26 protein-coding genes are annotated in these 12,491 nt (G+C 35.9%); all 26 read left to right on the top strand.

The genetic code is table 11. The features are described 5' to 3' along the window. The first annotated feature begins 7 nt into the window (after positions 1–7). The 26 genes from rplD (at position 8) to Q0358_RS04665 (ending at position 12,485) form a co-directional block, all read left to right on the top strand. Entirely contained in the window at positions 8–622 is a 615-nt protein-coding gene (rplD, locus tag Q0358_RS04790; protein WP_299548009.1) for a 50S ribosomal protein L4, read from the top strand. Positions 623–624: 2 nt separating this feature from the next. Beyond that, positions 625–906: a 50S ribosomal protein L23 gene (locus Q0358_RS04785; protein ID WP_006801862.1), complete on the top strand. Its 282-nt coding sequence runs from the start codon at positions 625–627 to the stop codon at positions 904–906. Positions 907–916: 10 nt separating this feature from the next. Then, on the top strand, positions 917–1,744 hold the full coding sequence (rplB, locus tag Q0358_RS04780) for a 50S ribosomal protein L2 (RefSeq protein WP_299548006.1): 828 nt from the start codon (positions 917–919) through the stop codon (positions 1,742–1,744). 9 nt (positions 1,745–1,753) lie between these two features. Further along, positions 1,754–2,035 carry a 30S ribosomal protein S19 gene (rpsS, locus tag Q0358_RS04775; RefSeq protein ID WP_006801860.1) on the top strand — a complete coding sequence of 94 codons (282 nt, stop codon included), beginning with the start codon at positions 1,754–1,756 and terminating at the stop codon, positions 2,033–2,035. A gap of 10 nt (positions 2,036–2,045) precedes the next feature. After that, positions 2,046–2,375, top strand: coding sequence for a 50S ribosomal protein L22 (rplV, locus tag Q0358_RS04770; protein ID WP_006801859.1), 330 nt, complete (start codon positions 2,046–2,048; stop codon positions 2,373–2,375). Continuing rightward, positions 2,375–3,082, top strand: a complete 708-nt coding sequence (gene rpsC, locus Q0358_RS04765; RefSeq protein WP_299547981.1) for a 30S ribosomal protein S3 — start codon at positions 2,375–2,377, stop codon at positions 3,080–3,082. Before rplV ends, rpsC begins: the two co-directional genes overlap by 1 nt. A gap of 3 nt (positions 3,083–3,085) precedes the next feature. Continuing rightward, entirely contained in the window at positions 3,086–3,511 is a 426-nt protein-coding gene (gene rplP, locus Q0358_RS04760) for a 50S ribosomal protein L16 (protein WP_279129222.1), read from the top strand. Then, positions 3,498–3,689, top strand: a complete 192-nt coding sequence (gene rpmC, locus Q0358_RS04755) for a 50S ribosomal protein L29 (protein ID WP_299547972.1) — start codon at positions 3,498–3,500, stop codon at positions 3,687–3,689. Before rplP ends, rpmC begins: the two co-directional genes overlap by 14 nt. After that, positions 3,690–3,956: a 30S ribosomal protein S17 gene (rpsQ, locus tag Q0358_RS04750; RefSeq protein ID WP_299547969.1), complete on the top strand. Its 267-nt coding sequence runs from the start codon at positions 3,690–3,692 to the stop codon at positions 3,954–3,956. It abuts the gene before it with no gap. Next, complete coding sequence (gene rplN, locus Q0358_RS04745) at positions 3,953–4,321, top strand: 50S ribosomal protein L14 (protein ID WP_006801854.1); 369 nt, start codon at positions 3,953–3,955, stop codon at positions 4,319–4,321. Before rpsQ ends, rplN begins: the two co-directional genes overlap by 4 nt. After that, positions 4,321–4,551, top strand: coding sequence for a 50S ribosomal protein L24 (gene rplX, locus Q0358_RS04740; protein ID WP_299547965.1), 231 nt, complete (start codon positions 4,321–4,323; stop codon positions 4,549–4,551). Before rplN ends, rplX begins: the two co-directional genes overlap by 1 nt. A 3-nt stretch (positions 4,552–4,554) precedes the next feature. Continuing rightward, positions 4,555–5,109 (top strand): 50S ribosomal protein L5, encoded by a 555-nt coding sequence (gene rplE / locus Q0358_RS04735; RefSeq protein ID WP_299547962.1) that lies wholly within the window; start codon positions 4,555–4,557, stop codon positions 5,107–5,109. Next, positions 5,102–5,287, top strand: coding sequence for a type Z 30S ribosomal protein S14 (locus tag Q0358_RS04730; RefSeq protein WP_026943278.1), 186 nt, complete (start codon positions 5,102–5,104; stop codon positions 5,285–5,287). The genes rplE and Q0358_RS04730 overlap by 8 nt, the downstream gene beginning before the upstream one ends. Positions 5,288–5,296: 9 nt before the next feature. Beyond that, complete coding sequence (gene rpsH, locus Q0358_RS04725) at positions 5,297–5,692, top strand: 30S ribosomal protein S8 (RefSeq protein WP_299547953.1); 396 nt, start codon at positions 5,297–5,299, stop codon at positions 5,690–5,692. Positions 5,693–5,701: 9 nt separating this feature from the next. Next, the gene (gene rplF / locus Q0358_RS04720; protein WP_299547950.1) at positions 5,702–6,238 is read left to right on the top strand and encodes a 50S ribosomal protein L6; all 537 of its coding nucleotides are present in this window, start codon (positions 5,702–5,704) and stop codon (positions 6,236–6,238) included. 9 nt (positions 6,239–6,247) lie between these two features. Beyond that, positions 6,248–6,604 (top strand): 50S ribosomal protein L18, encoded by a 357-nt coding sequence (rplR, locus tag Q0358_RS04715; RefSeq protein WP_299547947.1) that lies wholly within the window; start codon positions 6,248–6,250, stop codon positions 6,602–6,604. Positions 6,605–6,612: 8 nt separating this feature from the next. Beyond that, positions 6,613–7,053, top strand: a complete 441-nt coding sequence (gene rpsE, locus Q0358_RS04710) for a 30S ribosomal protein S5 (RefSeq protein WP_006801847.1) — start codon at positions 6,613–6,615, stop codon at positions 7,051–7,053. 10 nt (positions 7,054–7,063) lie between these two features. After that, entirely contained in the window at positions 7,064–7,465 is a 402-nt protein-coding gene (gene rplO, locus Q0358_RS04705; protein ID WP_299547940.1) for a 50S ribosomal protein L15, read from the top strand. After that, positions 7,465–8,724, top strand: a complete 1,260-nt coding sequence (gene secY / locus Q0358_RS04700; RefSeq protein WP_299547937.1) for a preprotein translocase subunit SecY — start codon at positions 7,465–7,467, stop codon at positions 8,722–8,724. Before rplO ends, secY begins: the two co-directional genes overlap by 1 nt. Then, on the top strand, positions 8,724–9,482 hold the full coding sequence (gene map / locus Q0358_RS04695) for a type I methionyl aminopeptidase (RefSeq protein WP_299547934.1): 759 nt from the start codon (positions 8,724–8,726) through the stop codon (positions 9,480–9,482). The genes secY and map overlap by 1 nt, the downstream gene beginning before the upstream one ends. A gap of 16 nt (positions 9,483–9,498) precedes the next feature. Further along, a complete protein-coding gene (gene infA / locus Q0358_RS04690; RefSeq protein ID WP_006801843.1) occupies positions 9,499–9,717 on the top strand; it encodes a translation initiation factor IF-1 in 219 nt (72 codons plus the stop codon). A gap of 227 nt (positions 9,718–9,944) precedes the next feature. Continuing rightward, positions 9,945–10,058 (top strand): 50S ribosomal protein L36, encoded by a 114-nt coding sequence (rpmJ, locus tag Q0358_RS04685; RefSeq protein ID WP_005022299.1) that lies wholly within the window; start codon positions 9,945–9,947, stop codon positions 10,056–10,058. An 11-nt stretch (positions 10,059–10,069) separates the two neighbouring features. Then, complete coding sequence (rpsM, locus tag Q0358_RS04680; protein WP_299547929.1) at positions 10,070–10,438, top strand: 30S ribosomal protein S13; 369 nt, start codon at positions 10,070–10,072, stop codon at positions 10,436–10,438. A gap of 9 nt (positions 10,439–10,447) precedes the next feature. Beyond that, positions 10,448–10,840, top strand: coding sequence for a 30S ribosomal protein S11 (rpsK, locus tag Q0358_RS04675; RefSeq protein WP_006801841.1), 393 nt, complete (start codon positions 10,448–10,450; stop codon positions 10,838–10,840). A 9-nt stretch (positions 10,841–10,849) separates the two neighbouring features. After that, entirely contained in the window at positions 10,850–11,476 is a 627-nt protein-coding gene (rpsD, locus tag Q0358_RS04670; RefSeq protein WP_299547924.1) for a 30S ribosomal protein S4, read from the top strand. A gap of 19 nt (positions 11,477–11,495) precedes the next feature. Continuing rightward, a complete protein-coding gene (locus Q0358_RS04665; protein ID WP_299547921.1) occupies positions 11,496–12,485 on the top strand; it encodes a DNA-directed RNA polymerase subunit alpha in 990 nt (329 codons plus the stop codon). Positions 12,486–12,491 lie beyond the last annotated feature (6 nt).

Here is a 12,491-nt window from a genome sequence, read left to right as displayed (position 1 = left end):
TTGTGAAATGAGTGCAGCAATTATTTTAGATAAAAATTTAAAGAAATCTGGTGAGGCACAATTACCAGAAAGCTATAAAGATATCAATTCACACAATCTTTATCTTTATATCAAGTCGTTTTTGGCTTCAATGCGTGCAAATAATGCAGCAGCAAAAACACGCGGAAGAGTTAGCGGTGGTGGCAAAAAGCCTTGGAGTCAAAAAGGTGGCGGTAGAGCAAGAGCGGGTAGCATTACTTCTCCTGTGTTTGTAGGTGGTGGTGTTGCGCATGGTCCTAGCAATAATAGAAATTACAATCTAAAAGTTAATAAAAAGCAAAAAAAACTTGCATTACAGTATGCTTTACTGGAAAAAGCAAATAGTGGCAGTTTGTTTATTGTGGATAAAATCCAAGTGGAAAGCGGTAAAACAAAAGATGCTTATGCAATGTTTAAGGCATTGAATCAAAGAAATACTTTGTTTGTTTCTGAGCTCTTTGATGAAAAAACATTTTTAGCATTTAGAAACATTAGAGATTGCTATTTGATTGATGGTGTTGAGTTAAATGCTTACTTAGCGGCAACTTTTAGATCTGTGGTGATTGAAAAATCGCTTTTTGAATCTATCACTAAAGAGGGTTAATAATGGCAAGTATTACAGATATTAAATCTATTATGTATACAGAGAAGTCTTTAAAACTTCAAGAGCAAAGTGTTCTTGTAGTGCAGACTTCTCCAAAATTAAGTAAAACACAACTTAAAGAAGTGTTTAAAGAGTATTTTGGTGTAACGCCATTGTCCATTAATTCTTTAAGACAAGAAGGAAAGGTTAAAAGATTCCGCGGTGTTATTGGTAAAAGAAACGACTTCAAGAAGTTTTATGTTAAGCTTCCAGAAGGCGCGAAAATTGAATCACTAGCGGTATAAGGAGTAAGAAATGGCAATTAAAACTTATAAACCATACACTCCTAGTAGAAGATTTATGAGCAATCTTAGCTCAGAGAATATTACTGCTAAAGCAAGTGTAAGAAAACTTTTGGTAAAGCTTCCAGTTCATGCGGGGCGCAATAATAATGGTAGAATCACAAGTCGTCATAAAGAGGGTGGAGCAAAAAAGCTTTATAGAATTATTGACTTTAAACGCAATAAGTTTAATGTAGAAGGAAAAGTGAGTGCAGTTGAGTATGATCCATATAGAAATTGTAGGATTGCATTAATTACTTATACAGATGGCGATAAACGCTATATTATCCAGCCTAGTGGATTGGGTGTTGGCGATAAAGTGATTGCAGCTGAAGGTGGCTTGGATATTCGTTTAGGTTATGCGATGAAGCTTAAGAATATTCCTATTGGAACTGTGATTCATAATATTGAAATGTATCCGGGTCGTGGTGGACAGCTTGCTAGAAGTGCAGGTGCTAGCGCACAACTTATGGGTAGAGAGGGCAAATATTCAATTCTTAGAATGCCAAGTGGTGAAATGCGTTACATTTTAGGTGAATGTATGGCAACTATTGGAACAGTTGGCAATGAAGATTTTGCGAACATCTCGATTGGTAAAGCAGGGCGTAATCGTCATTTAGGTGTGCGTCCGCAGACGAGAGGTTCTGCGATGAACCCAGTAGATCACCCACATGGTGGTGGTGAAGGTAAAACTGGTTCAAGTGGGCATCCTGTTTCTCCGTGGGGTATGCCAGCTAAAGGCTATAAAACACGCAGAAAGAAAGCAAGCGATAAGCTGATTATTTCAAGAAGAAAAAAATAAGGAATAGTAATGGCTAGATCAATAAAAAAAGGTCCTTTTGTCGATGAACATTTGATGAAAAAAGTCATCAAGGCAAAAGAGACAAAAGACAACAAACCTATTAAAACATGGTCGCGTAGAAGCACAGTTATTCCTGATATGATTGGTTTAACTTTTAATGTGCATAATGGTAGAGCTTTCGTGCCTGTTTATGTAACAGAAAATCATGTTGGTTATAAGTTGGGCGAATTTGCACCTACAAGAACTTTCAAAGGACACAAAGGTAGTGTCCAAAAGAAAATTGGTAAGTAAGGGGTGATTAATGAGTAAAGCATTATTAAGATATATTCGTTTATCTCCAACTAAAGCTAGATTGATTGCTAGAGAAGTGCAAGGAATGAATGCAGAACTTGCGATTGCTTCTTTAGAGTTTATGCCAAATAAAGCAGCAAGAATTATTTCAAAAGTTATTGCTTCTGCTGTTGCTAATGGTGGTTATGAGGCTGAAAATGTTATTGTTTCTTCTTGTAGGGTAGATGCTGGACCTGTGCTTAGACGCTTTACGCCAAGAGCAAGAGGTAGAGCAACTCCAGTTAGAAAACCAACTTCACATATTCTTGTGGAAGTATCACAACAAAGTAAGGATAAGTAATGGGTCAAAAAGTTAATCCGATTGGTCTAAGACTTGGAATCAATAGAAATTGGGAATCAAGATGGTTTCCTGCGTTTAACAGTGCTCCGCAAAATATTGCTGAAGATTATAAGATTAGAAAGTTCTTAAAAAAAGAACTTTATTATGCAAGTGTTAGCGATATTTTAATTGAACGCACTGCTAAAAAGGTGCGTGTTACCGTTGTTGCTGCGCGTCCGGGAATTATTATTGGTAAAAAAGGTGCAGATGTTGAAAAGCTAAAAGAAGCTTTGAAGAAGATTGTTAATAAAGATATTTTCATTAACATTAAAGAAGTTAAAAAGCCCCAAAGCAATGCACAACTTGCAGCAGAAAGTGTTGCAACGCAGCTTGAACGCCGTATTGCATTTAGGCGCGCAATGAAAAAGGTTATGCAAGGCGCAATTAAATCAGGTGCAAAGGGTATTAAAGTTCGTGTTTCTGGTCGTTTAGCAGGTGCTGAAATGGCAAGAACAGAATGGTATATGGAAGGTAGAATCCCTTTACATACGCTAAGAGCTAAAATTGATTATGGGTTTGCAGAAGCTTTAACGACTTATGGAAATATTGGCGTAAAAGTTTGGATTTTTAAAGGTGAAGTTTTGCAAAAAGGAATCCAGGCTGAAAAGCAAAGTGAAGAGGGCGAAGAGAAATCAAGCCGTCCAGCTAGAAAAAGAAGGGGGCAATAAATTATGTTAATGCCAAAAAGAACAAAATATAGAAAGCAAATGAAGGGTAGAAATCGCGGTAAAGCATTTCGTGGAACTTCGTTAGCATTTGGTGAATTTGGAATTAAAGCGATTGAACACGGAAGGATTGATTCTCGCCAAATTGAAGCTGCGCGTATTGCTATGACGCGTGCTACAAAAAGAACGGGAATGGTGTGGATTCGTGTTTTCCCAGATAAGCCTCTTACTGCAAAACCGCTTGAGACAAGAATGGGTAAAGGTAAAGGTGCTGTTGATAAATGGGTGATGAATATTAAGCCTGGTAGAATCATTTATGAAATGGGAAGTGTTGATGAAACACTTGCAAGAAGTGCGTTAGCTCTTGCACAAAGCAAACTCCCTTTTAAAACAAAAATTGTAACAAGAGAGGGTGAAAATGAAATATACTGAGATTAACACCAAAACAATCGAAGAGTTAAATACTTTATTAAAAGAAAAAGAAACACTTTTATTTGAGTTGAACTTGAAACTAAGAACAATGCAGCTTACAAATTCTAGTGAAATCAGAGTTGCAAAAAAAGATATTGCTAGAATCAAGACAGCTCTTAATGAAAAAAGGAGGGCGTAAATGAGTAGCGCACAACCGCACAAAAGAGTTATTGCTGGAAAAGTCGTAACTAAAACAGGCGATAAGAGTGTAACAATTCTTGTTGAAAGACGTGTTATGCATTTAAAATATAGAAAGATCGTAAAAAGATTTAAACGCTATATTGTGCATGATGAGAAGAATAGTGTAAAAGTTGGTGATGTGATTGAAGCTATTGAGTGCAAGCCGCTTTCAAAAAGAAAATCTTTTACACTTCATAAAGTTGTATCTGTAGGAGTTGAACTATGATTCAAAGTTTTACAAGATTAAATGTTGCTGATAATAGTGGCGCAAAAGAAGTTATGTGTATTAAAGTCTTAGGTGGAAGCAAAAGACGCTATGCAACAGTTGGAGATGTTATTGTTGCTTCTGTTAAAAAGGCTCTACCAAGCGGTAAAGTTAAAAAAGGTCAAGTTGTTAAAGCGGTTGTAGTAAGAACAAAAAAAGAATTGCATCGTGAAGATGGTGCGTTGATTCGTTTTGATGATAATGCAGCTGTGATTTTAGATAGCAAAAAAGAGCCTATTGGAACGCGTATTTTTGGACCAGTTGGTAGAGAGATTCGTTATGCTAATTTTATGAAAATCGTATCATTAGCACCGGAGGTATTATAATGGCAAAATTTAAAATTAAAAAAGGTGATTTAGTAGAAGTAATCACTGGAGATGATAAAGGCAAGAAGGCAAAAATCTTGCGCGTGTTGCCTAAGACTTCACAAGTGATTGTGGAGGGTTGTAAAGTGGCAAAGAAAGCCGTAAAACCAAATGATAAAAATCCAAAAGGCGGTTTTGTGGATAAAGAAATGCCAATACATATTTCAAATGTCAAGAAAGCGGAGGATTAATCGATGTTCGCATTAAAAGCTGCTTATAAAAATGAAATGAAAACGAAGTTGGCAGAGGAGTTAGGAATTAAGAATCCTATGCTTTTGCCAAAACTTGAAAAAATTGTCATTAGTGTTGGTGCTGGTATGCATGCAAAAGACACAAAAATTATGCAAAATATTGCAGATACAATTTCACTAATTGCCGGACAAAAAGCAGTGATCACAATTGCTAAAAAGTCTGTTGCAGGGTTTAAAATGCGCGAGGGAATGCCTATGGGAGTGAAGGTTACACTAAGAGGTAATCAAATGTATAACTTTCTAGAAAAGTTAATTGTTATTGCGCTTCCAAGAGTAAAAGACTTCCGTGGGATTCCGCGTAATGGATTTGATGGAAGAGGAAATTATAGCTTTGGTGTGAATGAACAATTAATTTTCCCAGAAGTAGTGTATGATGATATTATGGTAAGCCACGGAATGAATATTACATTTGTAACATCTGCTACAAATGATAAAGATGCGTTTAAATTGCTTGAGCTCTTTGGCTTGCCTTTTGCAAAAGGAAGAAACAATGGCTAAGAAATCTATGATTGCAAAGGCAGCAAGAAAGCCTAAGTTTAAAGTTAGAGCATATACAAGATGTTCAATTTGTGGAAGACCGCATTCTGTTTATAGAGATTTTGGTATTTGCCGTGTTTGCCTTCGTAAAATGGGAAATGAAGGTTTAATACCTGGACTTAGAAAAGCAAGTTGGTAAGGGGTAAAAATGGTAAATGATATTATCGCAGATTCATTAACTAGAATTAGAAATGCAAGTATGCGCCGTTTGGATACAACAAACTTGTATTATGCAAAGATTGTTGTATCTATTCTAGAGGTTTTTCAGGCAAAAGGCTTTATTGAGGGATTTAAGGTTGTCGAACAAGACAAAAAACAATCTATCAATGTTGTTTTAAAATATGATGAAAAAGGGCATTCTGTGATTAATGAAATCACTAGAATTTCAAAGCCAGGAAGACGCGTTTATAAAAGTAGAAATGAGCTAAAACGCTTTAAGAATGGCTATGGAACGATTGTTGTAAGCACAAGTAAAGGCGTGATTGCCAATGAAGATGCTTATAAAGCAAATGTGGGTGGTGAAGCCCTTTGCAGTATTTGGTAGGAGAATGTAATGTCAAGAGTAGGAAAAAAACCTATTAGCATTCCAAGTAGTGTTCAAGTTAGCATTGAAGGAAGCAAAATAGTTTTTAAAGGCGGTAAGCTTACAAAAGAATTGGAAACTTATGGACGCGTTGGTATTACACTTAAAGACGGAGAGTTATGTTTTTCTTTAAGTGGTGATAGTGCGCAAGCTAGAGCATATTGGGGAACTTATAGGGCATTAGCAAACAATATTGTAGTTGGCTTAACAGAAGGTTTTAGTAAGCAATTAGAAATCAATGGTGTAGGTTATAAAGCAGCGGTAAAAGGTAAGGTTTTAGAACTTGCACTTGGATTTTCTCATCCAATTAATTATGATATTCCAGAAGGTGTTGAAATCAGCGTTGATAAAAATATTATTATTATCAAAGGTTCTGATAAACAACAAATTGGACAAATTGCAGCTGAAATTAGAGAGTTTAGACCACCAGAGCCATACAAAGGCAAAGGCGTGAAATATTCCGATGAACGCATAATTCGCAAAGCTGGTAAAACTTCTAAAAAATAAGGATAGAGTATGACAAGTAAAATTATTAGAAGAAAGAGAAGTTTAAGACTTAAAAGAAAGCTTAGAATTCGCGCAAAAGTTTTTGGAAATGCTACAACTCCAAGATTAAGTATTTTTCGCTCAAACAGATATTTTTATGCTCAAGTAATTGATGATGCAAAGGGTGTAACTCTAGCAAGTGTTGATGGTAAAAAAATGGGTTTAAAAAACAATAAAGAAGATGTGAAAAAAATCGCCACTGTGTTTGCAGATAGTCTTAAAAAGGCAAAAATTTCTGAAGTTCTTTTTGATAGAAATGGTTATTTGTATCACGGCGTTGTTGCAAGTTTTGCTGATTCTCTCCGTGAAAACGGAATTAATCTGTAGGGGTAATTATGGAAATTAATAGAGAAGAATTTGAAGAGTATGTTGTAAATATTGGACGTGTTACAAAAGTTGTTAAAGGCGGGCGAAGATTCCGCTTTAATGCTTTGGTTGTTGTCGGCAATAAAGCTGGTTTAGTAGGTTTTGGTTTAGGGAAAGCAAAGGAAGTTCCAGATGCGATTAAAAAAGCCATTGATGATGCATTTAAAAACATTATTAAGGTTAATATTAAAGGAACTACAATTGCGCATGATGTGCAAGAAAAATATAATTCAAGCATCGTGTTGCTAAAGCCAGCAAGCGAAGGAACAGGTGTTATTGCCGGTGGTTCAGTGCGTCCAGTGTTAGAAAAGGCGGGAATTAAGGATATTTTAACAAAGTCTTTAGGCTCAAACAATCCTTACAATGTTGTGCGTGCAACAATTGAAGCCCTTTCTAAGGTAAAAGCATAAGGAGAATTGTATGGCATTAGAAAATTTAGCACCTGCTAAAGGTAGTGTAAAAAAAATTAAAAGAGTAGGACGCGGTCAAGGTAGTGGTATGGGAAAAACTTCTACAAGAGGTGGAAAAGGACAGACCGCAAGAACAGGATCTAAGCAAAAAAGAGGTTTTGAGGGAGGACAACAGCCTTTGCAACGCCGTCTTCCAAAAATAGGATTTAATAGTCGTGTTGAAAAGCCTTATGTGATCAATGTAGATATTATTAAGGTTGTAGCAGGTTTGGCAGAAATCACTTTTGATAGTATTAAAGGTGTGCATAAATTCCCATCTTACACAACAAAAATCAAACTTATTGGTGTAGATGCTAAAAATCTTGCATCAAAAATTAAAGATGAGAGAATCACAACAAGCGGACAAAAATAATGAATAAGACAATTGTCAATAAGATTCTTATTACGCTGGGCTTTCTTCTAGCCTACCGCGTGTTGGCGTATGTTCCAGTACCGGGTGTTGATACAATGGTGATTAAATCATTTTTTGACAATAACGCTTCTAATGCACTTGGTTTATTTAATATGTTTAGTGGTAATGCTGTGGAGCGTCTTAGTATTATTTCTCTAGGGATTATGCCTTACATTACTGCATCTATCATTATGGAACTTTTAGCTTCCACTTTTCCAAATCTTGGCAAAATGAAAAAAGAGCGTGATGGAATGCAAAAATATATGCAAATTATCCGTTATGCAACGATTGTTATTACAATTATTCAAGCAATTGGTGTGTCTATTGGTTTGAAAAGCTTGGGAACAGGAGCAAATGGTGCGATAATGATTGATATGAATGTGTTTATTACCATTTCTGCGCTTTCAATGCTTTGTGGAACAATGCTTTTGATGTGGATTGGTGAGCAAATCACACAAAGAGGGATTGGAAATGGGATTAGCTTAATCATTTTTGGTGGAATTGTATCTGGGATTCCAAGTGCGATTGCGGGCACATTTAATCTTGTTAATACAAATCAAATTAGTTGGATTGTATTGCTTTTTATTGCTGCAATTATCATTATTACGGTAGCTTGCATTATTTATGTAGAGCTTGGCGAAAGAAGAATTCCTGTTTCTTATTCGCGCAAAGTTGTGATGCAAAATCAAGATAAACGTATTATGAATTATATTCCTATCAAAATGAATCTAAGTGGTGTTATTCCTCCTATTTTTGCATCTGCACTCTTGATGTTTCCTAGCACGGTTTTGCAAAGTTCATCAAATAGCGTTATGATGCAAATTGCAGATTTTTTAAATCCTAATGGCTATATCTATAACATTTTAATGTTTTTCTTTGTGATGTTTTTTGCGTATTTTTATGCTTCTATCGTGTTTAATCCAAAGGATATTTCAGAAAATCTTAAGCGACAAGGTGGTTTTATACCTGGAATCCGCCCAGGTGAAGGAACGGCAAATTGTTTAACAGATATTGCAAATAAGCTCACGCTATGGGGGGCTTTATATTTGGCGTTAATTGCGACATTGCCTTGGGTTTTGGTTAAAGCTTCTGGTGTTCCTTTTTATTTTGGTGGAACAGCAGTGTTGATTGTTGTGCAAGTTGCTGTAGATACGATGCGTAAGATTGAAGCACAAATTTATATGAATAAATACAAAACGCTTAGTGCAGTAGGTTTATAATGGCAATAGCACTTAGAAAGCCCAATGAAATTAAAGCACTTAGAGCTGCAAATAGAATTGTTGGAAAAACTCTCAATCATCTTAAGGCGCACGTAAAGCCAGGGGTTACACTAAAAGAATTGGATCAAATCTGCGAAGATATGATTCATTCTTGCGGTGCGATTCCATCTTTTAAGGGTTTGTATGGATTTACAGGATCTGTTTGTACTTCTGTTAATGAAGTAATTATTCATGGAATCCCCACAGATTATAAGTTGCAAGTTGGCGATATTGTGGGGCTTGATATTGGAACGCAACTTGATGGATGGTATGGTGATGGTGCGATCACTTGTGGTGTAGGTAAAATTTCACAAGCAGATGAGCGTTTGATTGCTTGTTCTAAAGATGCTTTGTATTTTGCAATTTCTCAAATTAAAGCAGGAATGCACTTTAAAGAGTTGAGTGCTTTGTTGGAACAGTTTATTTTGGAGTATGGATATGTCCCCTTGCGTGGTTTTTGTGGGCACGGAATTGGTAGAAAACCGCACGAAGAACCAGAGATACCAAATTATTTAGAAGGAAAGAAAGCCAAGCAAGGCGACAAAATCAAAGAGGGAATGGTGTTTTGCATTGAACCTATGATTTGCCAAAAAGATGGAGAACCAAGGATTTTAGAGGATGATTGGAGTGTTGTTTCAGTGGATGGTTTAAGGGGTAGCCATTATGAACATACAGTTGCAATTATTAATGGAAAAGCGGAAATTTTATCCGCAGAGTGAATAATAAAGGAATACAGTGGCAAAAGATGATGTAATTGAAGTAGATGGAATCGTAAAAGAGGCATTGCCTAATGCAACTTTTCGTGTAGAGCTTGAAAATGGGCATATTATTTTATGTCATATTGCAGGGCGTATGCGTATGCATTATATTAAGATTTTGCAAGGGGATAAGGTAAAAATTGAACTTACTCCTTATAGTTTGGATAAAGGCAGGATTACTTTTAGGTATAAGTAGTTTTTAATAACTCTTTAAGTATAATCCGCGCTTCATTGCAAAAATTTCTTGTTTTGCATATTTGCATAGTCGTTTAGGTATTTGGAAGTGCCTTTGAGGACTATAAACTCAATGCCTATTTAGGAAGTAATAAATTTGATTTAGAGCATTCCAAGAGTGATGTGTAGGGAATCTCCCTATAAACGTAGTATTTTATAAGGCGTAGCCTTTAAAAGTAGGAGTAAGCTATGAAAGTTAGACCTTCTGTCAAAAAAATGTGTGACAAATGCAAGGTTATCAAAAGAAAAGGCGTGATTCGAGTAATTTGCGAGAATCCAAAACATAAACAAAGACAAGGTTAAAAGGAAAAATAATGGCGAGAATTGCTGGTGTTGATTTACCCAAAAAAAAGAGAATTGAATATGCTTTGACTTACATTTATGGTGTAGGTTTAAAGACTTCAAGAGATATTTTAAATGCAGTAAGTATCTCTTATGACAAAAGGGTTCAAGACCTTAGTGAGGATGAAGTTTCTTCAATTGCAAAAGAAATTCAAGCTCATCATATCGTAGAGGGTGATTTGCGCAAAAAAGTTACAATGGACATTAAAGCTCTTATGGACTTGGGGAACTATCGCGGTTTAAGACATCGTAAAGGACTTCCTGTTCGTGGTCAGACAACAAAAAATAATGCAAGAACACGAAAAGGTAAGAGAAAAACAGTTGGTAGTGCATCAAAATAGGAGTAAATAATGGCTAAAAGAAATGTAAATAAAAAAAGAGTAGTTAAAAAGAATATTGCAAGAGGTATTATTCATATCTCTGCTGCTTTTAACAATACAAGCGTAACCATCACTGATGAAATGGGCAATGTGATTTGCTGGAGTACAGCAGGTGCATTAGGGTTTAAAGGAAGCAAGAAATCAACTCCTTATGCGGCGCAACAAGCGGTTGAAGATGCAGTTTCTAAGGCAAAAGAACACGGAATTAAAGAGCTTGGAGTAAAAATTCAAGGTCCAGGAAGCGGTCGTGAAACTGCAGTGAAAAGCTTAGGAAGTATTGAGGGAATCAAGGTTTTGTGGTTTAAAGATGTAACACCATTGCCACATAATGGTTGCCGTGCGCCAAAAAGAAGAAGAGTGTAAGGAGAGATAATGGCAAGATATAGAGGTCCTGTTGAAAAGATTGAAAGAAGATTTGGTGTTAGCCTTGCATTAAAAGGGGAGCGCAGATTAGCAGGTAAAAGTGCTCTAGATAAGCGTCCTTATGGTCCAGGACAACACGGACAAAGACGTGGAAAGATTTCAGAATACGGAATTCAATTGCGTGAAAAACAAAAAGCAAGAATGATGTATGGTGTTTCTGAAAAACAATTCCGAGCGATCTTTGTGGAAGCAAATAGATTAGATGGAAATGCTGGAGAAAACCTAGTAAAATTAATAGAAAGACGATTGGACAATGTTGTATATAGAATGGGATTTGCAACAACGAGAAGATTTGCTAGACAGCTTGTTGTGCATGGTCATATTTTAGTGGATGGCAAAAAGCTTGATATTCCTTCAGCTTTAGTTGGAGTTGGACAAAAAGTTGAAATTTGTGAAAAAACCAAGAAAAATCCACAAGTGCAAAGAGCAATTGAGCTAACAAAACAAACAGGGATTGTACCTTGGGTTGATGTTGATCAAGATAAAGTTTTTGGAATCTTTACACGCCTTCCAGAGCGTGAAGAAGTGGCTATTCCAATTGAAGAAAGGCTCATTGTTGAGTTGTATTCTAAATAATTTGTAGGAAAGGATTAGTATGAAAAGTATTAAAACTTCTCCACATATTCCAACTAAGATTGAAGTTAAAGAAGTAGGTGTTAATAAAATAGAGATTACTGCATATCCTTTTGAAGCAGGGTATGCAATCACTCTAGCGCATCCTTTACGCCGTTTGTTGCTTGGAAGTTCAGTGGGATTTGCTCCTGTTGCATTGAAAATTGAAGGAGTGGCGCACGAGTTTGATTCTGTGCGTGGCGTTGTTGAAGATGTCTCGCATTTCATTGTTAATCTTAAAACAATTCGCTTTAAGGTTAGAGATGATAGCGAGAGTGTTAGCATTGATTATAAATTTACAGGTCCAAAAGTAATTACAGGAGAGGATTTGGCAAATGATTTAGTTGATGTTGTAACTCCTAATATTCATTTAGCAACCATTAATGAAGATGCGGTATTAAACTTCTCAATTATTGTGCGTAAGGGAATCGGCTATGTTCCAAGTGAAGATATTAGAAGTGTTATTGCAGATGGATATATGCCATTAGATGCGTATTTTACGCCTGTTACAAATGTAACTTATGAAACAGAAAATGTGCTCGTAGAAGATGATCCAAACTATGAAAAAGTAGTGTTTAATATCCAAACAGATGGACAAATTGAGCCTTTAACTGCATTTAAAAATGCTTTAAGTGTAATGCATAAGCAAATGGCTATTTTTAATTCTGAATTAAATATTGAAGTTCCAGATCTTGGTTTAGGGGAAGATGATTGCCCTGAAATTAAAGCACTTTCTCAAAGCATTGATAGCTTGAACTTTAGTGCAAGATGCTTTAATTGTTTAGATCGATCTGGCATTAAATATTTGGGTGAACTTGTTCTATTAAGTGAAGATCAAATTAAAAATATTAAAAATCTAGGGAAAAAATCACTAGATGAAATCACAGCAAAACTAGAAGAGTTGGGTTATCCTATTGGTAAAGCAATTGCAGAAGATTTAGCCACTCTCCTTAAGAAAAAATTTTCTAACTAAAGGATA

It is taken from the genome of uncultured Helicobacter sp. (assembly GCF_937893305.1).
Lineage (GTDB): Bacteria > Campylobacterota > Campylobacteria > Campylobacterales > Helicobacteraceae > Helicobacter_D.
This window is presented reverse-complemented; position numbering and strand designations above follow the sequence as displayed.

Bases quoted from the DNA above. Each gene is read 5' to 3' on its own strand.
- rplD (WP_299548009.1), top strand. From the start codon at position 8: ATGAGTGCAGCAATTATTTTAGATAAAAATTTAAAGAAATCTGGTGAG.
- Q0358_RS04785 (WP_006801862.1), top strand. From the start codon at position 625: ATGGCAAGTATTACAGATATTAAATCTATTATGTATACAGAGAAGTCT.
- rplB (WP_299548006.1), top strand. From the start codon at position 917: ATGGCAATTAAAACTTATAAACCATACACTCCTAGTAGAAGATTTATG.
- rpsS (WP_006801860.1), top strand. From the start codon at position 1,754: ATGGCTAGATCAATAAAAAAAGGTCCTTTTGTCGATGAACATTTGATG.
- rplV (WP_006801859.1), top strand. From the start codon at position 2,046: ATGAGTAAAGCATTATTAAGATATATTCGTTTATCTCCAACTAAAGCT.
- rpsC (WP_299547981.1), top strand. From the start codon at position 2,375: ATGGGTCAAAAAGTTAATCCGATTGGTCTAAGACTTGGAATCAATAGA.
- rplP (WP_279129222.1), top strand. From the start codon at position 3,086: ATGTTAATGCCAAAAAGAACAAAATATAGAAAGCAAATGAAGGGTAGA.
- rpmC (WP_299547972.1), top strand. From the start codon at position 3,498: ATGAAATATACTGAGATTAACACCAAAACAATCGAAGAGTTAAATACT.
- rpsQ (WP_299547969.1), top strand. From the start codon at position 3,690: ATGAGTAGCGCACAACCGCACAAAAGAGTTATTGCTGGAAAAGTCGTA.
- rplN (WP_006801854.1), top strand. From the start codon at position 3,953: ATGATTCAAAGTTTTACAAGATTAAATGTTGCTGATAATAGTGGCGCA.
- rplX (WP_299547965.1), top strand. From the start codon at position 4,321: ATGGCAAAATTTAAAATTAAAAAAGGTGATTTAGTAGAAGTAATCACT.
- rplE (WP_299547962.1), top strand. From the start codon at position 4,555: ATGTTCGCATTAAAAGCTGCTTATAAAAATGAAATGAAAACGAAGTTG.
- Q0358_RS04730 (WP_026943278.1), top strand. From the start codon at position 5,102: ATGGCTAAGAAATCTATGATTGCAAAGGCAGCAAGAAAGCCTAAGTTT.
- rpsH (WP_299547953.1), top strand. From the start codon at position 5,297: ATGGTAAATGATATTATCGCAGATTCATTAACTAGAATTAGAAATGCA.
- rplF (WP_299547950.1), top strand. From the start codon at position 5,702: ATGTCAAGAGTAGGAAAAAAACCTATTAGCATTCCAAGTAGTGTTCAA.
- rplR (WP_299547947.1), top strand. From the start codon at position 6,248: ATGACAAGTAAAATTATTAGAAGAAAGAGAAGTTTAAGACTTAAAAGA.
- rpsE (WP_006801847.1), top strand. From the start codon at position 6,613: ATGGAAATTAATAGAGAAGAATTTGAAGAGTATGTTGTAAATATTGGA.
- rplO (WP_299547940.1), top strand. From the start codon at position 7,064: ATGGCATTAGAAAATTTAGCACCTGCTAAAGGTAGTGTAAAAAAAATT.
- secY (WP_299547937.1), top strand. From the start codon at position 7,465: ATGAATAAGACAATTGTCAATAAGATTCTTATTACGCTGGGCTTTCTT.
- map (WP_299547934.1), top strand. From the start codon at position 8,724: ATGGCAATAGCACTTAGAAAGCCCAATGAAATTAAAGCACTTAGAGCT.
- rpmJ (WP_005022299.1), top strand. From the start codon at position 9,945: ATGAAAGTTAGACCTTCTGTCAAAAAAATGTGTGACAAATGCAAGGTT.
- rpsM (WP_299547929.1), top strand. From the start codon at position 10,070: ATGGCGAGAATTGCTGGTGTTGATTTACCCAAAAAAAAGAGAATTGAA.
- rpsK (WP_006801841.1), top strand. From the start codon at position 10,448: ATGGCTAAAAGAAATGTAAATAAAAAAAGAGTAGTTAAAAAGAATATT.
- rpsD (WP_299547924.1), top strand. From the start codon at position 10,850: ATGGCAAGATATAGAGGTCCTGTTGAAAAGATTGAAAGAAGATTTGGT.
- Q0358_RS04665 (WP_299547921.1), top strand. From the start codon at position 11,496: ATGAAAAGTATTAAAACTTCTCCACATATTCCAACTAAGATTGAAGTT.